This window comes from Desulfobulbus sp., assembly GCF_031547805.1.
GTDB lineage: Bacteria > Desulfobacterota > Desulfobulbia > Desulfobulbales > Desulfobulbaceae > Desulfobulbus.
Genome location: NZ_JAVBRQ010000007.1, coordinates 83011 through 102167 on the forward strand (window position 1 = coordinate 83011; position 19157 = coordinate 102167).

The following is a 19157-nucleotide window of genomic DNA, read 5'->3' on the forward strand; positions in this document are numbered from 1 at the left end:
ACGTGGAAGTCGATACAGGCAATGATCGGACCCAAGTACGCTCGGTCTGGATGGTGACCCGCGAATATGACAAACTGGCCGGCGCCGGCGGCGTCAAGGATGTGTGCCGCCAGCTGGCGGAAACACTGGCCGCAAGCGGCGATTGCCGGGTCCGGGCCGTCCTGCCGCGCTACGGATTCATGGACCCTGCGGCGCTGGGATTTACGCTCGCCCCTGTCGGCGGGCGGAGCGGCCGAATCGGTGGCCGCCGGTATGAGCACACCTTTGACGTCGATATGCATTACACCGGCGAAGAGCGGCGGGAAACGGTGGCCGTTTGGCAGGCGGATATCGCCGGGGTGCGGATTTTTCTGGTGGAAGCGGACCGGTATGCGACCAAGCGGGCCGTCTACACCTACACCGATGAAGATGAACAGGAGGTCGCCTGGCAGCGGAAGGGCGGTGGGCATTACGACTACTTTGCCATGAATATCCTGCTGCAAAAGGCAGCCCTCGATTTGATGATCCTCCTGGGCGAGCAGGCCGATGTCGTTCATTGTCACGACGGCCATGCCGCGACCTTGCCCGCGATCATGCGCGAGGGGAGCGGTTACCGCCATTACTTTCGCAGGTCCGGGGCGCTGGTCACCATCCACAATGCCGGCCTGGGCTATCATCAGGAGGTCGCGGATCTCGCCTTTGCCCGTGCGGTGACCGGGCTGCCCGCCCGGGTGATCATGCGGGGCCAGCTGAATGAATGTTTCGATCCCTTCATCGCTGCCGCGGACTACGCGATCCTCAATACGGTCAGCGAGCAATACGGCTGGGAATTGCAGCAAACGGCCGAGGATAGCCGCACCGGCTGGCTGGGGCACACCCTGCTGGAACGGGGCGTGACCCTCGCTGGCGTCACCAACGGCATCGATCCCGCGGCCTTTGATACGACCGTGCCCGCTGCCTTGGGCCTGGCGGCGGCATACAATGTCGGCCGAGGGGATTTTGCCGGAAAAGAAACGTGCAAACGCTCCTTGCTGGCCACCATCGCGGCAAACGGGCCGTGGGGGCAGGTGCGGCAGTATGGCACGCTGGACGCCGATCCCGAAAGACCGCTGGGAACTTTCATCGGTCGGTTGACCTCGCAGAAAGGGGTGGACATCCTGATCCAGGCCCTCCGTGAGTTGCTGCCGCACGCACCGTCTTTGCAGTTTGTCTTCCTCGGTTCCGGCTCTTTCGAATTCGAGGAGGAACTTCAGCAATTGACCGCATCCGACTTCGGACGGGAGCGGATCTGCTTTCTTAAAGGCTACGACGCCGCCTTGGCCAACAAGGTGTACGCGTCGGGTGATTTTTTCCTAATTCCATCGCGTTACGAGCCATGCGGCCTGACCGATTATATTGCCCAACTCTTCGGCAACCTGCCCATCGTGCATCGGGTGGGCGGACTGGTCAAGGTGATCGATGGCGAGACCGGTTTCTCCTACGATGAGAACACTCCCGCAAAACTGGCCGAGGCGATGGCCGGTGCCTTGCAATTGTACCGGCACCATCCCCAGATGCTGCGGACCATGCGGATGGCGGCGGTGGAGCGGATCCAGCGCCTGCATACCTGGGAAAAAGTGATGGAATCGTACTTGGATCTCTACCGGCGGGCAATGGCAATGACCGGGGAGACGTAAGACGGTGAGCTGGCGTCGTGGTTCCGCAAGCGCTGTGGCCGACGACGGCGATTGGTTCAGCCGGCGCCGGGATTATTTTGTCCGCGAGGCGATCTGTGGCGTTCTGCACCTTGCCACATGGTTCCAGGAAATTTACTTTCAGTATCATAGCACCCTGGTGCAACAGGCCACGGCGGACGAGGGCGCGCCCGAGAACGGGTCCGGACGCAACGCCAAAACAACCTTGGCCGAACTGTTCCGCCACTGTGACGCCATGGTGGGGACGGAACTCAGCAACGGTCCCCTGTGGCAATTGAAAGATTTGTGTCATCGGATTTGGCCGCACGCCACGCCGGGACAGCCCATCCATGGCGTTTTGTTCGACTGGCTGATTGGTTCGTTGTTCCACGAATGCATGAAGCTCAAGGAAAATCTCTACCTGCTGCATGCCTATGGCGCGCGCACCGCGACCGTCGACACCCTGGTGGAACAGATCGGAATGGCGCGGCAGGAGGAAAGCGCCGCTCCCCCTCTCGACGATATACGCATGTTGCTTGTCCAGATCGCCGACGATGCCGCCCGGCAATTGGATAGGGTGGGCATCCTCTTTGGCGAGGCAAGCTATCTATTGCGCCTGATGCTGCCCGATTTGGCTAGTAACGGCTTGGTGGTCCGGTTGTTGACGGAGGAAGAACAGGCTGTCACCGCCTTGTGGGGAGAATCCCTCGAGGAACTGTTCGCCTCCCTCTGTGCAGGTGGGGCGGCCGGCGGCTTTTGCCTGGCAGGCGAAAGCTTTTTCCAGGGGCAATGGTTTCAGCAGGCGTTACAATTGTATGAACGGGCCTTGGCGTGCGATTGCACTTGCCAAGCAGCCCTTATTCGGGTGGCGCAACTCAAGGCCATGCCCGGACAAGATCGAGAAACAGGTAGAAGAAAACAGGTCCATCATCCCCAACAGTAAGGAAGGAGTGGAAGACTATGGCTATACGAGTTGGCATCAACGGGTTTGGCAGAATTGGTCGGAATATTTTCAGGGCACTGGAGAAAGATCCTCTTTTCGCCGACATTGAGGTTGTCGGCATCAATGATCTGACCGATGTCAAGACCATAGCGCATTTGGTGAAATATGACTCCATCATGGGTCGCTCCGATCAGCAGATCGAGGTCGGAGAAAACAGCATTATCGTTAACGGCAAAAAGATCCCCATTACCAGCCATCGAAAACCTGCGGAAATTCCCTGGGCGAGCCTTGGTGCCGAGTACGTGCTTGAATGCACGGGGCTATTTTGCGATATGGAATCGGCAAAGGCGCACATCGACGCCGGGGCGCTCAAGGTGATCATTTCGGCGCCAGCCAAAGGCGAGGTGAAAACCATCGTCATGGGGGTCAATGAGCACGAATACGATCCCACCGTGCACCATGTGATTTCAAACGCTTCCTGCACCACCAACTGCCTCGCGCCGCTGGCCCAGGTCATCCTGGATAATTTTGGCATCAAGCGTGGACTCATGACCACGGTGCATTCCTATACCGGCGATCAACGCCTGCTTGATTTCCCCCATTCCGACCTACGCCGGGCTCGGGCTGCGGCCATGTCGATGGTGCCGACCAAAACCGGCGCCGCCGCCGCCGTGGCCTTGGTGATTCCGGAATTGAAAAACAAGTTCGACGGACTGGCGGTACGGGTTCCCACCCCGGATGTATCGTTGGTTGACGTGGTGATCGAGGTCGAACGGGAAACGACTGTGCCGGAGGTCAACAAGGCGCTGGCAGCAGCGGCCAATCGTTTCCTCGCCTATACCGAGGAGCCTCTGGTTTCGATCGATTTTCAGGGCGATTCGCACTCCTCCATCGTTGACGGACTCTGCACCAGAGTGTTGGGGCCCTCGGTGAAGATCATGAGTTGGTACGACAACGAATGGGGCTACTCCAATCGCATGCTTGACCTGGTCCTGCACATGGAGGCCAACAAGGCCGTGTAGCGGACCAGCACGACAGCGGCAAATATAAAAAGCCTGTCGGAGAACATGTTCTCCGACAGGCTTTTTTGTTGTTTGACAAAAGGCCTCGGCGAGGATGGCAGACAATCGGCGTTGCGCATCCTCAGCCGGGAATATGCCTGTCAGCTGTTTACGTAACCCTTTCCCTTGCAGGTCGGGCAGGTCTGGTCGGGAGTGCAGACTTGACCATCCTCGGTCTTTCCTCTCCACTCGCCGCTGGTTTCGCAAATGCCGTCAATGACTTTTTTGCCCATACAGGTCGGACAAGCAGTCTTTTTCTTTTCGTCAGCCATGATAACCTCCATTTATAAATAGGAATAGGAATGAATGTATAAAAACCATAAAACAGGATTAGTGGAAATCAATAGCCATTCTCAAGAAAGGTTCATGGCAATCATGGCTGGTTTCTGGTTAGACGTAATAATAAGGGGGCTGGTAAGGCAGGCAGTGGCGACAAAGAGGGGTAAATGAAAATTTTCGCATGCGAAAAACAGGGTGACAAGGGTTGATTCAAGAATCGTCCGTCTGTTTTGTCCAGGAAAACGGATCGCTCTGTTCCAAGGCGTGGCACAGTCGCTTGAGGGTGTCGAGGGTTTCCCCTTGGCGGATACGAAAATGAACGATGACCTCATTCCGACGGGTGGGCGAGGAAGGCAGAATGTTGAAATCTTTCTTGTTGGCCTGTTTGCCGAAAAAACGGGTTCTGACGCTGTCGACCTGGGCCTTGAATACCTCCGGGTGGTCGTCTTCCGGAGAAGATGTGTCTTGGCGCAACAGCTTGATGAGCGTCGCGGCGGGCTGAGGTGAGGCGAGCGCCTTGACCAGTGCGGCTTGGACTTTGTTTAAGGCAATCGCCTCGCCTAGCTGCGGAGCCAATTGCTCGAATTGGGCAAGGAGTTGCGCAAGCTGGGGTCTTGTCGGGGCCAGGGGCTTGATGACATGCAGATAAAGGGCGTCGCGATCGGCGCTGTTTTTGATCGGCGCGAGCACTTCGGCAGCAATGGAGAATTGCAGTTTTTCGTTGATGACGTCGGAGATCATTTCCGGAGACTCGCCGCGCAGCCTGATTTGATTGACCTTCCTGTACTTGTGGATGGTGGAATGGGAAACGTTCTGGCCTGGCTTGCCGATACCGAGGGTGCCCCCGAACCGCTCCGCAAGTTCCGTATTGCTCAGACCGAGGGCGGTGCTTGCCGATTCGAGAAAATTACCGATTTCGATCGGATTCAAGTTCCTTCGTTTGGTGTTTTCCGCCAGCGAGATGTTAAAAAAATCCTCGGGCGAAAAGTCGGCCTCCTGATAGACCTTGGCCTCCACCGAGCTGCGTTTGATGCGCTTCAGGGCCTGGAATCGCCGAAAACCGCAGAGGATTTTATAGCGACCGTCATCTTTTTTCAGCAACACCAGGGGGTGGAGCAAACCGTTGCGATCGATCGATCCGGCCAATTCTTCGATATAGGATTCCCGCAGCAAATCGGTGTAGCGTTGGTCGCCGGACAGGCGGAAGATGTACCGGAGATCGTCGGGACTGGTGACGTCGATATTGTTGATGTCGATGTTCCGCACCAGCGACATGGCCATGCCGAACTGGGCAAAGGCCGGGGCCAGCATGCGGCCGATGGATTCGGCGGTTTCTTGCTGGCCGACCAGATCGGGACGAATGGAAATGAGGATGGAGCGAACCTCAGGGGCGTACCAGTCCGCGCAATATATTTTTTGCTTGAAGAGTTGATTGAGGTGCTGCGGATCTCTGCCGCAGTAGGGCGAATCCACCGGGGCAAGCGCCGTGCGCAGGTGTTGGTCCTCGATTGCGATCCGAATTTTGGCCAGCAGGGACGCCGGAATGGTCGGGCGATGAGGGGTTGCAGCGGAAGCGCGCTCGCCCTGGCCATAGCCGAACACAACCATCGCCTCACCCTGTTCGGCGTCGGCAAGGCATTGGAAGAGGAGAAGCAGTGGCGGCAGGCCATTGTTTTCGATCTCGTCCTTGAATTTCTTGATCGGCACCAGAAAAGCATCTCTGACCTTGGGGCGAGTCAAAATGGTGCCGACATCGGCCAGGTCCATGATTTCCCGTTTGTACTTGGCGTTCACCACCGCATAGGAGGAGAGCTCCTTTGCCAGGGTCAGAGCCATGTCCGCCAGAAAATGGCCCGTTTGGTCAGCGGCCGCGGCATTGTACCCGTCGGCGACAACAACCAGGAGATTGTTGCTGCCCAACAGACGATGGATGGTCGGGGTTACAGAGTGTTTCATGGTTTCATGGTCGCTGTGCCTGGAATTCATGTGAAAAACAGGCGATTGTCCAATGCCGCCGCCGTTTGGTCATTCCGGCGTCAAGAGATAATCAGGCCGTGCAGCAAGGTGAACCGAAGCATCCTTTCACTGACAACAAATCCGTATCGCCGACTACGGTAACGGCTGGCTCACCCCGCCTTTTTTGGGAGAAACACGACGAACTCAGCGGGCCGTTGCACAGAGTCGGCAGCTTATCTCCCCAAATCGCGATACAGCCATTTTTCGATGATCTCGAAAATAATCTCTCGCTTGACCGGCTTGACGATGTAGTCGCTCATGCCTGCCTCAAGACAAATCTCCCGGTCACCCTTCATGGCGTTGGCGGTCATGGCGACGATGGGAATCGTTGCATATCCGCGGGCACGAAGTTCCTTGGTTGCCTCTAAACCGTCCATCTCAGGCATTTGGACATCCATGAGAATGAGGTCGAATTCTTCGGGATTCTCGGCAAAGGCATCAACCGCCTGGCGACCGTTATTGACGACCGTGACCTTGTAGCCGGCCTTGGTGAGAATCAGCACCGCCAGCTTTTGATTGACCGGATTGTCTTCAGCAAGAAGAATCCGGACCGATTGCTTCATGGCCTCGCGGACGCTGTATTGGGTAATGAGGGACGGTGATTCCACCGGGCCGGCCTCGGCGGGTGCATCGGCACCCAGCAGTTTTTCAATGGTCTTGAAGAGAATTTCCCGACGGACCGGCTTGATTAAAAAAGCATCGAACCCCGCGTTTTTGCAACGTTGGGCACTTTTGTCCGTGGTCGAGGTGTAGGCCAGCAGGGGCAGAGAGCTTGTGCCGGTCAATTCGCTGCGAATACGACGCGCCAGGGTATAGCCGTCGGGTTCGGGCATCTGGATATCCAGAATGACAAGATCAAACAGGCGCCGTTCTTCCGCTGCCTGACGCAGAATCGACAGAACCGTGCCGCTGTCGGCCACGGCGGTCACCTCCAGGCGGGCTAACCGGAGCACATGCGTAAGAATGTTGAGGTTGGTCAGGTTGTCGTCAACGATCAACACCCGCTTGCCGGCCAGACTGACCGTGTGGAACGTCTTCTTTTGCTGTTGCGGCGCCTTGTTGAGCGTAGCGGTGAAATGAAAGGTGCTGCCCTCTTCGGGGTGGCTTTCGGCCCACACCTGCCCGCCCATGAGATCCGCTATTTTTCGGCAAATGGAGAGACCCAGTCCCGTTCCTCCGTATTCACGGGTGGTGGAGCCGTCGGCTTGCCGAAAAGCCTCGAAAATCACTTCCAGCTTGTCTTTGGGGATACCGATGCCGGTATCGCGGATGGTGGCATGCAACGTTATGGTCGCCTCGGTTTCGTCCGCCACCATGACGGCGAGTTCCAACTCGCCTTGTTTGGTGAATTTGGCCGCATTGCCCATGAGGTTGACCAGAACCTGGCGATAACGGCCCGGATCGCCCATGACATTGGCCGGCAGGGCGTCGTCAATCCGGCACAGCACCTCAATCGGCTGCCCGACCACTTTAGGCCGGATCAGGTCGCACACATCCTGAGCCGTGATTTCGGGATCGAAGCTGATGCATTCCAAATCGAGTTTCCCCGCCTCTACTTTGGAAAAATCGAGGATGTCGTTGATCAGGGAAAGGAGAGCGTAGGCGCTGCGCTTGATGGTCTGGGCAAATTCCTCTTGTTCGTCGCCAAGCCCGGTATCGAGAAGCATGTCGGTGAACCCGATGATGCCGTTCATCGGGGTGCGGATTTCGTGGCTCATGGAGGCCAGAAATTCGCTCTTGGCGATATTGGCGGCTTCGGCGGCTTTCTTTGCCGTCCGCAGTTCGGCGGTCTGGGTTTTGATTTCCGCCTGCAGTCTGTTGGCATAGGTAAGTTGCTGTTTTTGTATCTCTTGGTAGTTTTGCTCGTTTTCGGCCATGATGTCCTGGAATTTTTTTTCCAGGACCGCGGCTTTCCGGTCAAATTGCTTTTTTTGGATGCGGAGTCGGTTGGCGGTCTCGTCCGTCTCCCGGCGGGCAAGAAAAAGACGAATGGCCAGACGGATGAGATCTGCCACCCAGGGGGCTATATCGTTGGCCTGTTCCGCGCAAAGCGGCGTGGTGAGGATGTGCCCTTGCAGGTCGGGGACAGCGGTCAGGTAATAGCGTCTGCCCTGCACAACAAAGGTCGTTTCCGGAGAGGGGTGCTGGCGTTCCTTGATGAAGAGGGTGGCGAGACCGGCATCCAGGGGGAATCCCTCGGAAGCGGCATGGGGACCGAAGTGGCTGAGGCAGAAAAACAGGAGGTGGTCGGTTTCTTGTTCCAGGTGCATCCGCAGGGCGGTCAATTGTTCGAGCGGATCGACCAGATCGGCGAAAAGAGGGGAGAGCATCATCGGAAATCGCTTCAGCCTCCATACATATTTTTCGTTTTTTCCAGCTCTTCCGGAAGATCTTCGGCAAGCACCTTGTACTCTTCCACGTTGTCTTGGATGTGGGCGGCCAGGGAGGGCGCGAGAGTCATCGCCAGTCCTTCCTTGATGGCGGGAAAATGAAGCTGCTGGACGATGTATTCACTCATCTGCAGGATGCCGGTCGGGGAGTGCGGGGCAACGTCGACAAGGTCGTCTGCGTGGTGGTCGCGAATGGCGTCGGCGATGGCCTCGGGAAGACGCCACTCCTGGGCAAGCATATAGCCGATTGCGCTGTGGTCGGTCTGGAGCAGTTCACGCTCCAGCACCACGAGGGAGGGACCGCCGGGTTCCAGTTGACCGATGAGCTTGAGAAACACTTCCGGGTCGGCTTCCATGACGACAATCAGGCCAATGTCGTGCAGGATGCCGCACAGGTAGGCGTCGTCGCCGTTGAGCGCGAAAATGCGCTCGGCAATCATCTTGCAGCATATGCCCGAGGCGGCGCTATGCAGCCACAGGGCCTGCGGGGAAAATTCGGTGGTACCGGAGTGGCTGCGGAGCATGTGCTGGAGGGCATCGGTAACCGCGATGTTGTGGAGATTTTTCATGCCCAGCAGGGCCACTGCCCGCGAGATGGAATCGACTTTCCGGGTCAGGCCGAAGTAGGAACTGTTGACCAGGGTCAGCAGGCGTGCGACCAGGGCGGGATCCAGCCGAATGACCTCCTCGAAATCCTGCAAGGTCGAGTTCTCATCGTTGATCAGTTGGGCCAGTTTGGTGACGATGTGCGGTAGTGTTTTGATTTTTTTGAATTTTTTTATAAGGATCTCGGCTGGAGTCATGGCGCTGTACCTCGGTTTGACTGATCGCGGGCAAAAGTTTGCGGAAAACGCCATCGTTCTGCATTCCCGGTCGCGCCGTCGTGCCCTTTTGGGCATTGCGACGGTCAGGGAGTTCTGCCACCTTGAGTCTATGTACACGGGCGGTTACCCGTCATGATGAGCGTAAGGGGTCAGCCAAGGGAAAACGATGCTACCATATTCAACTATTAGGGCATACGGCTTGGCCGTTCAAGAATTTCTTGCGGGAAAGCTCTGTTCTTTTTGGAAATTTTGCTTTTTTTCGATCCCTCACGGCAGGGATCGAAGCGGAATGTTCACCGCTTCGAGTGGAAGAGTTAATGTATTTCTAATGCATTAAACATGTCGATTTGCAAAGAGGAGCCGGGGGAGCGGCATTGATTGCCCTATCTTCGGGGCGTTTTGGGCAGGCTGAATAAAAAAATCGCTGCAATGTGGTTGCTGCCAGGCGCTGAGCTAGGTGCGGACCGACCGGCTGGACCGGCGGCTGGGGCGGACTTTCCCCCGCGAGGCGGCCGGAAGCCGCACCTGGTAGCTCTGGGGAATCGCTTGCTCGCCTTTGATGACCGGCGATAAAAGGGCTGGATTGAGGCGGTTGAAATTGTCGGCGGAGACGCGGTACAATGTCCGCAGCCGGTTGACGGGCATATCCTGAGCCAAGCGCACGGTCATTGTTGCCTCGGGCCGTTCAAAGGGAAAGCGGGGCGTCTTGCCCATGCGGATCGCCACCCGTGCCGCGGCAAGAAATTCCGAATAAAAATTCCTGGAAGCGAATTTGAACGAACCTTGGTCGTAGGAGCGGAATATATTTTCGTAACTGCCTGCTTGCCGCACGGCCCGGAGCATGCCCGTTCGGCCGTGATTGTAGGCGGTGAGGGCAAGCGGCCAGGTTTGGAGTTGTTCGTAATTGCCTTTCAACAGTTGGGCGGCGGCCTGAGTGGCGATGAAGGGGTCGTAGCGTTCATCGATCAGCTCGTTGACCGTCATGTATTCTTTTCCGGTGGAACGGGTAAACTGCCAGAGACCGGCGGCGCCGGCCTTGCTGTACGCCTTGGGATTGAACGAGGATTCGACATGGGGGAGATATGCCAGCTCCGGCGGGAGGCCTTGGGCGGCAAAAATCCGCTTGAATTGGGGCAGGTACTTGCCGGAGCGGACCACTCCTTCGTAGAAACGGTCGCTCTGGCCAAGCTGCAGGCGGACGTTCTCCCGCGCTTCGTGATAAACGGCACGCCGTTTGGGCGGAAACAATCCGGCGATGCGTTGTTCTTCCGCCGTTCGGGGAGGGGTGCCGTTGCCGAGCCGGGTCAGAATGTCGTTGATCCGGTCTTTGGCCGCCTTGATCCGCTCGCTGTTGATTCGGGCTGCATCCCCGCTTTCCCAATCGACAAGCTCGACAATCGCGTAGACGCGGCTGAGATTATCCGTGTCGTGCAAAATGCCCTGACGGGTGGAATAACGACTGTAAACATTCTCCCAAAATTTTACATTCGCTCGGAGACATGGATAGATAGGGAATTTCTCGGCAGCCAGGACCGGCATAACGGTGGCGGGACATGTCAACGACAGGCAGAGGGCCGCAAGCGCATGGGCAAAGGCAAGACGCGGGGATCGTAAGAGGTTAAAAGCGACCATGGTGTTCCGAATACGGGTGGACAAGGGGAGTGACAGACCGGCAAACGCTCTGTTACTCTACTCTGTTAATTGAGTTAGTATAGCATGATACATTCCGTCCGGCGACAGAAGTTGCAGCCAAAAGACGGACTGTCCGCCAAATTGTCAATTGAGGTTTTTGCCGCATGTACATGCCTATCATTGGAACCCTGGGCTATATCGTCTCCCCCGACCGCACGCAGACCCTGCTGGTGCACCGCAATGCCAGGGCGTCGGATCAACATCTCGGGAAATATAACGGCCTGGGGGGCAAGATGCGGGCCGATGAAGACGTAATGACCTGTCTCCGACGGGAAATCCGGGAAGAGGCGGGGCTTGAATGCACGGAAGTGCAGTTGCGGGGCACCATCAACTGGACAGGTTTCGGACCGGAGGGGGAAAATTGGCTCGGTTTTGTTTTCCTGATCACCGCATTTACCGGCATACCGAAAGCAAAAAACGAGGAAGGGGATCTTGCATGGCATGCCCTCGCCACCCTCGATGCCTTACCCATGTGGGAGGGCGACCGCTATTTTTTGCCCCTGGTGTTCGATGAGGATCCGCGGCCTTTTCATGGCTATATGCCGTATGCCGACGGCCGGCCCCTTGCCTGGGAATACATCCGTATTTGACGTGCGCGGTTCGATGGAAAAACGAACCGGTCCGGTTTTGCTCTCTGCAAAGTTCTTGCGTTCGGCTGGCTCGATTTGTATAGTTAGCACTGTTTAAGTTATGTTATGATTTCGGAAGGTTATGTTGGCGGCCTTTCGGCAACTGAAAAATATGAAAGGATACGGTCATGGAAAACAATGCGGAGTTGGTGCGCCTTGAGGAGTTCGTCGATAAACTTTTGAATAAATACAATCAGCTGAAAGCGGATTTTCACTCCTTGCAGGCAACGTTGAGCGAGCGGGACGCCGAATGCGCGGAATTGAAAAACAACATCTACAATCTGACCACCGAACGGACCGAGGTCGGTAACCGGGTTTCCGGCTTGCTCGGCCGCATCGAACAGTGGGAATCGGACCAGGAGACGTTCTCGGCGGAAAAGGGCGGCGGATATGAGAGCATCCAGGGGTCGCTGTTCAGCGATTCCGCAGACGGCAAGAACAGTTGACCCTGATCCCGGCCTCCGATGCAGGATCGGTTAGTCCGCTTTGAGCTGTTCGGACAGGAATTCACTTTCTACAGCAATGCGTCTGAGGAGGAGGTGGATTCCGTCATCGCGCTGTTGCGCGAGGAGCTTGAAAGCGGCGATACATTCAGTCGCAGCTCGGTGCCCTCCAGCAAGATGCTGGTCTTGGGTTGTTTGCGCATGGCGGCCAAATATGTCCAGCTGCATCGCGAGTTCGATGCATATCGTCAATCACAGGAGGCGAACCTAGCCCGTCTGATCGACAAAGTCGTTTCGGGATTGAACTGAGTTTTTGTAGATTCTCGTTTAGCTGGCGAGAGAGTTGCGGTATAGTAGCGACAACAAGGAACAGTAAGAAAAAAATAGTACCCCTGCTCTGTTGGTGATCTGCGAAGTATTGAGCCAACTCGCACGAAAAGGGCAGCCTCGAAGTTGGATCATGGGACGCTTTATTGAGTCCCAGCCGCCAACGGGGGCAGTGCCCACCTAATTCAATTAGGTTTAATCATTTCGTTGACACGGCAGCGCGGGGGGTTTGTTGCCGGCTGAGTGAACCGCTCCTTGCATAGACGCCATTGTCAACGCAGCAAAGATGGCGCAGCGGATGTGAACAGGCAATGCTGGTCCTGCGATAGAAAAGACAACACTGATGCGATCAGGTTTACCATATATGCGTAACCCTCCATCCAGGCTGTTCGAGAGAGTCGTGTCGCTTGCATGTTACACGACCAAGCATTTCTTTGAGTCTCCGGCGTCCGCAAGACCAAGGGAACACTTAAGCCTGTCCTGAAAGTTTGGCCTCTTCTCGTCGCTGAAATCGATCAGCGTTTCCGTACGACGCTGCGGGTCGCACCGGCCGCGCAGCCATTTCTTTTTTTCACCTGTCAGCATGGATCTGCGTCGGGTCGTCGTGGAGTACGACAGACCCTTTTTTCATATAGAGGAGGATGGATGATTTGTTTATGGAACTCAATGCAATAACTCTGTTTTTGGCGCTGATCAATTTGGTGGTCGGCGTTGTCTTGGGTATCTTTCTGCGCAAAAAACTGGTGGAAGGCAACCAGCGAAACATTGCCTTGCAAGGCCGCCAGATTATTGAAAATTCAATCAGCGAAGCCGAGCAAATCAAAAAGGAAGCCCTGCTTCAGGCTAAGGAAGAGGCGTTTCTGATCAAACAGGAAGCCGATCGCGAATTGAAGGCAAACCGCCTGGAAATCAAGGAAGACCAGCGCCGCCTGAACCGAAAGTTCGACGAGATTCAACGGGAATTTCAGATTCTCGAGGAAAAACAGGCGAGCCTGAAATACCGCGAGGAAAATCTGGAGGCCAACGAAGCCAACGTTGCCACGAAAAAACAGACTCTGGACGGTTTGATCGACGAGCAGCGGTATAAATTGGAGCAGATTGCCGGTATCGATCGGGAAGAGGCCAAAGTGCAGCTCATGCAGTCCATCGAAAGCGAAGCGCGGATGGAATGTGCCAAGCGCCTGTCCCGGATCGAAAACGAAATGAAGATGGAGGCGGATCGGAAAGGGAAGAATATCCTGGCCTTGGCCATTGCCCGCTATGCCGGCGACTATGTGGCCGACAAGACCGTGTCGATGGTGCCGCTGCCCAACGAGGAGATGAAAGGTCGGATTATCGGCCGTGAAGGTCGCAATATCAGGGCGATCGAGGCCGCAACCGGGGTCGATATCATCATTGACGACACGCCCGAAGCCGTCATCCTTTCCGGGTTCAACCCCATTCGGCGCGAGGTCGCCCGATTGGCGCTGGAGCAACTCATCTCCGACGGTCGCATCCATCCGGCCCGTATCGAGGAGGTGGTGCAGAAGGTAACCGAGGAGTTGGAGATCGGTATCCGCGAATCCGGCGAACGGGCCACCTTTGACGTGGGTGCCCACGGCATGCATGTGGAATTGATCAACCTGATCGGCCGGTTGAAGTACCGGACCAGCTACGGCCAAAACATTTTGCAGCATTCGCTGGAGGTGGCATTCCTCTGCGGAGTGATGGCCGCCGAACTGGGCCTTGATGTGAAGAAGGCCAAGCGGGCCGGACTGCTGCACGACATCGGCAAGGCGGTGGACCACGAGGTGGAGGGATCGCATGCCATCATCGGCCGCGATCTTGCCCGCAAATACGGGGAGGCCGAGGACATCGTCTACGCCATCGGCGCCCATCACGAAGATCAGCCGCCCAAAAGCGTGCTGGATGTGTTGGTGCAATCGGCGGACGCCCTTTCCGGTGCCCGGCCGGGGGCGCGCAAGGAGATGCTGCAGAGCTATGTCAAGCGGTTGGAGGATCTGGAGAATATCGCCAATGGTTTCACCGGGGTCGAAAAATCGTATGCCATTCAGGCCGGTCGTGATCTGCGGATCATAGTGGACAGTCAAAAGGTGCGCGATGAGGAAACCACCTTGCTCAGCCGCGACATCGCCAAGGCCATCGAGGAACAATTGACCTATCCGGGCCAGATCCGGGTCACGGTCATCCGTGAAACCAGAGCAGTGGAATACGCCAAGTAGGGGGTGCGATGAAGTCGGTTGAAGAACAGATTGCCCTGATCGAACGGGGTGCGGTCGATTTCCATTCCAGAGAAGACCTGGTCAAGAAACTCACCCGGTCGCTTGAGACCGGCGTGCCCTTGACCGTCAAGGCCGGATTCGATCCCACCGCCCCTGACCTGCATCTCGGCCACACGGTACTGATCCAGAAATTGCGCCATTTCCAGGTACTCGGGCACAATGTCCATTTCCTGATCGGCGATTTCACCGGCCTAATCGGAGATCCCACCGGCAAGTCCGATACCCGGCCGCCGCTGACTCCGGAGGATGTCAAGCGCAATGCCGAAACCTACAAGGAACAGGTCTTCAAGATTCTCGATCCCGACAAGACCACGGTGGTCTTCAACTCGACCTGGCTCGGCAAGCTGACTTCCTACGACATGATCCGCCTTGCCTCGGAATTGACCGTGGCCCGGATGCTGGAGCGGGACGACTTCAAGAAGCGGTTCGAATCGAATCGTCCGATTTCGATCCACGAGTTCCTGTATCCGCTGATCCAGGGGTACGACTCGGTGGCCATGAAGGCCGACGTTGAACTGGGCGGCACCGATCAGTTGTTCAACCTGCTGATGGGCCGGGATCTCCAGCGAAGCCGGGGGCAGGAACCGCAGGTGGTGCTTACCATGCCGCTGCTGGAAGGCTTGGACGGCGTCAATAAGATGAGTAAATCGCTGGGCAACTATATCGGTATATCCGAACCACCGGACAACATCTTTGGCAAGATCATGTCGATCAGTGACGAATTGATGTTCCGCTATTACGAATTGCTCAGCGACCTGCCGATGGCGGAAATCGCGGTTTTGCGGGAGCAGATCGAGCGCGGCCAGCTGCACCCCAAATCGGTCAAGGTGCAGTTGGCAAAAGAGATGGTCGCCCGGTTTTACAGCCCGGCCGCAGCGGACGAGGCGGAGCGGACCTTCGAACAGGTCTTTGCCCGTCATGAGATGCCGGACGAAATCGAGGAGGTGCGCCTCGACGCGACGGAAAACGAGATTTGGCTCCCCAAGCTCCTGCTCGATGCCGGGTTGGTGAAATCGACCTCCGATGGCCGCCGCATGATCCAGCAGCACGCGGTGTCGCTGGATGGCGCCCGGGTGGATGACGGCAATACGGTCATCCCTACCAAGGGAGCGGTACTGCTCAAAGTCGGCAAGCGTCGATTTTGCCGGGTTATTTTTTCCTGAAAAAAGCTGCGGAAAGACAACGGGCGGCTCGCTGTTTGCGAGCCGCCCGTATTTTTTGCGGCAGAAAGCGGATCGGGGCGGGGAGGCTATTGCAGACGCGGCTGCTTCTGGCAATTACCGCAAATGCCGGTAAACTCCACATGATGGCCCATGATAAGATAGGCAGACGACTCGGTGGCCTGGGCAACCAGTTCATGGATGACCGGTACATCGATGTCATCGACTTTACCACATATCGAACATCTAATATGGTAATGGTTGTCGGTAGTGGCATCGAAGCGCTTTTGCGTGCCGCCAACCTCGATTTTGAGAATCATGCCTTGTTCGGCCATCAACTCGAGATTGCGGTAGACCGTACCCAAGCCTATGCGGGGCAACCGCCTGCGGACCATGTCGTACAGTTCGCTGGCAGTCGGATGCGTCTTAACCTTCGATAATTCCTCAAGGATAATTTGTCGTTGTGTTGTTAGCCGGAATGTCGATGCTGGCGCGTTCATTCTATGCCTTTTCAATGAGATAAAGGTATCAATAAATAATAATTCTTAAATCTACCATGGACGCTGCTGCGATGTCAAGCCTGAACGTGGCGAGAGACTGTGGAAAAATGCGAGACGGTGTGAGTAGATGCGCTTAGGGGAGATTGAGGTGTGGCCACCGCTACTGCTGGCACCCATGGCGGGCTTGACTCACTCGGCGCTGCGAACCGCTATTCTCCAGTTTGGCGGCGTCGGGTTGCTCAGCACGGAGATGCTGGCGGCAGCACGCTTGCCGGCGGAACGACCGGACTTTTCACCCTATCTGGTGCGAACCGCGCAGGAATCGCCCCTGTCGTACCAACTCCTCCTAACCGACGACAAAATCATTGCCAGGGTGTTCGAGGCGCTGCATCGCCTTCGGGCGGATGTCGTCGATCTCAACCTCGGCTGTCCTGCGCCCCAGGTCCGTAGGGCGGGCGGCGGCAGCAGCCTGATGGATGATCCCGCCCGGGTCAGGCGGATCGTCGCAGCGGCACGCAAGCAGACCTCGTTGCCGCTCTCGGCCAAAATACGGCTCGGCGAGACGCTGAACGAAGACGTTTTGCGCGATTTCTGCCGAATGCTTGCCGGCGAAGGCATCGATATGCTGACCGTGCACGCCCGGCTGCGGGGCGAACCGTTCACCCGCCCACCCAAGTGGGAGTGGGTGGCCAAAGTCAAGCAATGGGTGGAGGTGCCGGTGATTGCCAACGGCTCCGTCGACTCGGTGGACAGTGCCCGGTCCTGTTTGAAGATAACGGGAGCCGACGGGCTGATGATCGGTCGGGCCGCGGCGCGAAAGCCGTGGGTTTTTGCCAGCATTGCCCGGGAGGTATACGGGATGGCGGTACCGGAACCCGATGTCCGCCTGCCACGGCTGTATGCAAACTTCGTGGCATCGCTGAACGAGCGGTTTCTGCCCGAACGGAGGTTGGGGCGGCTGAAGGAATTCACCCACCATTTCGCTACAAACTATTTCTTTGGTCACCATCTGGCGGCCAAGGTGCAAGCGAGCGAATCCATCGAGCAGGCATGGGACCATGCCGAGGCCTTTTTCGCGCTCAACGATTGCGAACAGCCGCCGCGCGGTTGACCTTTTTGCCCTTATCGCAGGGGCGGGTTGTAGTAGCCGAACTTGAGATCCGGAAATTTTCCTTGGAGTTGCCCCAGCCAATTCCTGATTCCCAAGGGCGGTACATCGCCCCGGTGGCCGATTATCCGCAGATAATATTCCGGGTCCATGTTCAGGTTGCGCAATTGGATGAAATCCGGACGGTATTCGGCAATCAGCTCGGATAGGGCGGCGCATTCGGCCGGATCGTCGGTACAGCCAGGCAGGATGAAATAGTTGAGGGAGACATGGCGGCCGTGCCGTTTCATGGCCGTGATCGATCGGCAGACAGCGGCCAGATCAAAGCCCTTGGGCCGGTAATAGAGCCGGTGGTGTTCGGGCTGGGCACTGTTCAAAGAAATACGGATCGAATCCAGCCCGGCCTGGGCAAGTCGCTCCACCGCATCGGGCAAGCTGCCGTTGGTGTTGAGGTTGATCGTGCCGCGGTCGGTGCGGGAACGGATGAGCCGGATGCTGTTTTCGATCAAGCCGGCCTGCAGCAACGGTTCCCCCTCGCATCCCTGGCCGAAGCTGACCACGGGCCGGGGTGCAACCTCAAGATGGGGGACGGCCACCTCGGCGATCTCTTTTTCCGTGGGAACAAAGACGATGCGGTCTTGGGTCGAGGGGCAGCAGCCCGAGGGCTGCAGGGAGATGCAGCCCACACAGGCGGCATTGCACGAAGGGGAGCAGGGCAGCGGCGCTTCCCAGCGCCCGAGGAAATAGTTGCGGGCGGCAGGACATCCGTAGGTGAGACAGCATTTGCCGAGATGCTGGATCAGGCGGTTGTTCTTGTGGCAGTTGAGCTGTTTGCGGGTGCGTTGGTTGAGCAGGCGCTGGTTGAATTGATCGGCATCCTGGCGGCAATCGCTGTCGCTGCGGAAACCGGCCGCCCAGAATTTGCCGTCGGCCCAGCCGACCGCCGTGTAGGCGAAAAGCGGCAGCAGTGGAGCACCGGCGTCGTCGGTCCGGTAGGCCGCAGACAAAATGGCGGTATGGGCGGGTGCCATGAAGGCGGCCACCGCCTGAATCGATTCGCCGGGCTGGTACGGATTGGTATCGAGAAGGGCCGGTTCTCCGCTTTCCGGTTCGATTCCGATGGGTAAGCGGGCCGGCAGGGCGAACAACTCGCTGCCCGGCGGCAGTTCGATCAGGTCGTTCGGCGCGGGGGCGCTAATCCGGCCAGCAGCGCTCCCGGCCATGGATAGGCCGTCATAATCGAGAATTTCTCCCGAGCTGGTGGCAAAGACAAGGGCGGGGACGGTTGAGGGACGAGCACCCGTCATGATGGGGCATGATCACCGCGGGCGAATGCGGGTCAGGACCGAATCCACGGCGCGATACACTTCCAGGTCGTCGCCGAAGACATCCTGAATGTTGGGGTGGTCGATCAGATCTTCGACAATGTACTGGGTCAGATAGAGACTGATGACGTTGGGGTCCGGTGTCAGGTTTCTGATCGGGGCGATCTTGAACTGCATGTCGAATTCCTCCATGTCGCTCAGCTGTTGCAACTGTCTGGCAATGGCCTCCTGGATGGCGTGAACGGAATTGGTTTCGATGATATGCAGATCCAGCAGCCGTTGCACCAAAGCAACGGCCAACTCGGCAGCCATTTCCCGCGACTTCTTGAGCATGAAATGTCGCTCCCGCTCCCTTTTCCGATCAATGGCGTCTATGGTTTTATTGGTGGAATTACTTGGGTTTATGTGTCGGGCCATGCGTTCTCCTTGGTGATCTGTCAAACAAATTCAAATCGTCTTGAAGGGTTGTTCGGGGCGGCGGTTGCATACGCAAAATTGCCCATCGCTTCCTGTCGGCACACGAAAG

General features: G+C 57.1%; 17 protein-coding genes. 9 read left to right on the forward strand and 8 right to left on the reverse strand.

The annotated features are described in order from the left end of the window. The first annotated feature begins 2 nt into the window (after window positions 1–2). From RMR13_RS02775 to gap, 3 genes are read left to right on the forward strand one after another with little or no spacing between them, the layout of a single operon-like run. Window positions 3–1655, forward strand: a complete 1653-nt coding sequence (locus RMR13_RS02775) for a glycogen/starch synthase (RefSeq protein WP_310599112.1) — start codon at window positions 3–5, stop codon at window positions 1653–1655. Between the two features lie 4 nt (window positions 1656–1659). Then, window positions 1660–2595, forward strand: a complete 936-nt coding sequence (locus RMR13_RS02780; RefSeq protein ID WP_310599113.1) for a hypothetical protein — start codon at window positions 1660–1662, stop codon at window positions 2593–2595. Window positions 2596–2612: 17 nt separating this feature from the next. Continuing rightward, window positions 2613–3617, forward strand: a complete 1005-nt coding sequence (gap, locus tag RMR13_RS02785; protein ID WP_310599114.1) for a type I glyceraldehyde-3-phosphate dehydrogenase — start codon at window positions 2613–2615, stop codon at window positions 3615–3617. 140 nt (window positions 3618–3757) lie between these two features. Here the strand turns inward: gap and RMR13_RS02790 are convergent, their stop codons facing one another. The 5 genes from RMR13_RS02790 to RMR13_RS02810 form a co-directional block, all read right to left on the reverse strand. Beyond that, window positions 3758–3928, reverse strand: coding sequence for an ankyrin (locus RMR13_RS02790; RefSeq protein ID WP_310599115.1), 171 nt, complete (start codon window positions 3926–3928; stop codon window positions 3758–3760). Between the two features lie 217 nt (window positions 3929–4145). Beyond that, window positions 4146–5891: a ParB N-terminal domain-containing protein gene (locus RMR13_RS02795; protein ID WP_310599116.1), complete on the reverse strand. Its 1746-nt coding sequence runs from the start codon at window positions 5889–5891 to the stop codon at window positions 4146–4148. Between the two features lie 233 nt (window positions 5892–6124). Continuing rightward, window positions 6125–8284: a response regulator gene (locus RMR13_RS02800; protein WP_310599117.1), complete on the reverse strand. Its 2160-nt coding sequence runs from the start codon at window positions 8282–8284 to the stop codon at window positions 6125–6127. 11 nt (window positions 8285–8295) lie between these two features. Further along, window positions 8296–9144: an HDOD domain-containing protein gene (locus RMR13_RS02805; protein WP_310599118.1), complete on the reverse strand. Its 849-nt coding sequence runs from the start codon at window positions 9142–9144 to the stop codon at window positions 8296–8298. Window positions 9145–9618: 474 nt separating this feature from the next. Next, window positions 9619–10599 carry a lytic transglycosylase domain-containing protein gene (locus RMR13_RS02810; protein WP_310599119.1) on the reverse strand — a complete coding sequence of 327 codons (981 nt, stop codon included), beginning with the start codon at window positions 10597–10599 and terminating at the stop codon, window positions 9619–9621. A gap of 362 nt (window positions 10600–10961) precedes the next feature. On the opposite strand from RMR13_RS02810, the gene RMR13_RS02815 reads away from it, so the two are divergent. The 5 genes from RMR13_RS02815 to tyrS all read left to right on the forward strand — a co-directional run bounded on the left by RMR13_RS02815 (window position 10962) and on the right by tyrS (window position 15701). Further along, a complete protein-coding gene (locus RMR13_RS02815; RefSeq protein WP_409070248.1) occupies window positions 10962–11447 on the forward strand; it encodes an NUDIX hydrolase in 486 nt (161 codons plus the stop codon). 167 nt (window positions 11448–11614) lie between these two features. Next, window positions 11615–11932 carry a cell division protein ZapB gene (gene zapB / locus RMR13_RS02820; RefSeq protein WP_310599121.1) on the forward strand — a complete coding sequence of 106 codons (318 nt, stop codon included), beginning with the start codon at window positions 11615–11617 and terminating at the stop codon, window positions 11930–11932. Window positions 11933–11950: 18 nt separating this feature from the next. Further along, on the forward strand, window positions 11951–12238 hold the full coding sequence (locus tag RMR13_RS02825; RefSeq protein WP_310599122.1) for a cell division protein ZapA: 288 nt from the start codon (window positions 11951–11953) through the stop codon (window positions 12236–12238). Between the two features lie 674 nt (window positions 12239–12912). After that, window positions 12913–14478 (forward strand): ribonuclease Y, encoded by a 1566-nt coding sequence (gene rny, locus RMR13_RS02830; RefSeq protein ID WP_409070250.1) that lies wholly within the window; start codon window positions 12913–12915, stop codon window positions 14476–14478. Between the two features lie 8 nt (window positions 14479–14486). Further along, window positions 14487–15701 (forward strand): tyrosine--tRNA ligase, encoded by a 1215-nt coding sequence (gene tyrS / locus RMR13_RS02835; RefSeq protein WP_310599124.1) that lies wholly within the window; start codon window positions 14487–14489, stop codon window positions 15699–15701. Between the two features lie 86 nt (window positions 15702–15787). Here the strand turns inward: tyrS and RMR13_RS02840 are convergent, their stop codons facing one another. Further along, window positions 15788–16198, reverse strand: a complete 411-nt coding sequence (locus RMR13_RS02840; RefSeq protein ID WP_310599125.1) for a transcriptional repressor — start codon at window positions 16196–16198, stop codon at window positions 15788–15790. 148 nt (window positions 16199–16346) lie between these two features. Here RMR13_RS02840 and RMR13_RS02845 point away from each other — a divergent pair, with 148 nt between their 5' ends. Then, complete coding sequence (locus tag RMR13_RS02845; RefSeq protein ID WP_310599126.1) at window positions 16347–17309, forward strand: tRNA-dihydrouridine synthase family protein; 963 nt, start codon at window positions 16347–16349, stop codon at window positions 17307–17309. 11 nt (window positions 17310–17320) lie between these two features. Here the strand turns inward: RMR13_RS02845 and RMR13_RS02850 are convergent, their stop codons facing one another. Together RMR13_RS02850 and RMR13_RS02855 are read right to left on the reverse strand one after the other, a co-directional pair. Further along, a complete protein-coding gene (locus RMR13_RS02850; RefSeq protein ID WP_310599127.1) occupies window positions 17321–18613 on the reverse strand; it encodes a radical SAM protein in 1293 nt (430 codons plus the stop codon). Between the two features lie 12 nt (window positions 18614–18625). Beyond that, on the reverse strand, window positions 18626–19048 hold the full coding sequence (locus RMR13_RS02855; protein ID WP_309413629.1) for a hypothetical protein: 423 nt from the start codon (window positions 19046–19048) through the stop codon (window positions 18626–18628). Between the last annotated feature and the right edge of the window lie 109 nt (window positions 19049–19157).

Bases quoted from the DNA above. Each gene is read 5' to 3' on its own strand.
- gap (WP_310599114.1), top strand. From the start codon at position 2,613: ATGGCTATACGAGTTGGCATCAACGGGTTTGGCAGAATTGGTCGGAAT.
- RMR13_RS02790 (WP_310599115.1), bottom strand. From the start codon at position 3,928: ATGGCTGACGAAAAGAAAAAGACTGCTTGTCCGACCTGTATGGGCAAA.
- RMR13_RS02795 (WP_310599116.1), bottom strand. From the start codon at position 5,891: ATGAAACACTCTGTAACCCCGACCATCCATCGTCTGTTGGGCAGCAAC.
- RMR13_RS02800 (WP_310599117.1), bottom strand. From the start codon at position 8,284: ATGATGCTCTCCCCTCTTTTCGCCGATCTGGTCGATCCGCTCGAACAA.
- RMR13_RS02805 (WP_310599118.1), bottom strand. From the start codon at position 9,144: ATGACTCCAGCCGAGATCCTTATAAAAAAATTCAAAAAAATCAAAACA.
- RMR13_RS02815 (WP_409070248.1), top strand. From the start codon at position 10,962: ATGTACATGCCTATCATTGGAACCCTGGGCTATATCGTCTCCCCCGAC.
- zapB (WP_310599121.1), top strand. From the start codon at position 11,615: ATGGAAAACAATGCGGAGTTGGTGCGCCTTGAGGAGTTCGTCGATAAA.
- RMR13_RS02825 (WP_310599122.1), top strand. From the start codon at position 11,951: ATGCAGGATCGGTTAGTCCGCTTTGAGCTGTTCGGACAGGAATTCACT.
- rny (WP_409070250.1), top strand. From the start codon at position 12,913: ATGGAACTCAATGCAATAACTCTGTTTTTGGCGCTGATCAATTTGGTG.
- tyrS (WP_310599124.1), top strand. From the start codon at position 14,487: ATGAAGTCGGTTGAAGAACAGATTGCCCTGATCGAACGGGGTGCGGTC.
- RMR13_RS02840 (WP_310599125.1), bottom strand. From the start codon at position 16,198: ATGAACGCGCCAGCATCGACATTCCGGCTAACAACACAACGACAAATT.
- RMR13_RS02850 (WP_310599127.1), bottom strand. From the start codon at position 18,613: ATGACGGGTGCTCGTCCCTCAACCGTCCCCGCCCTTGTCTTTGCCACC.
- RMR13_RS02855 (WP_309413629.1), bottom strand. From the start codon at position 19,048: ATGGCCCGACACATAAACCCAAGTAATTCCACCAATAAAACCATAGAC.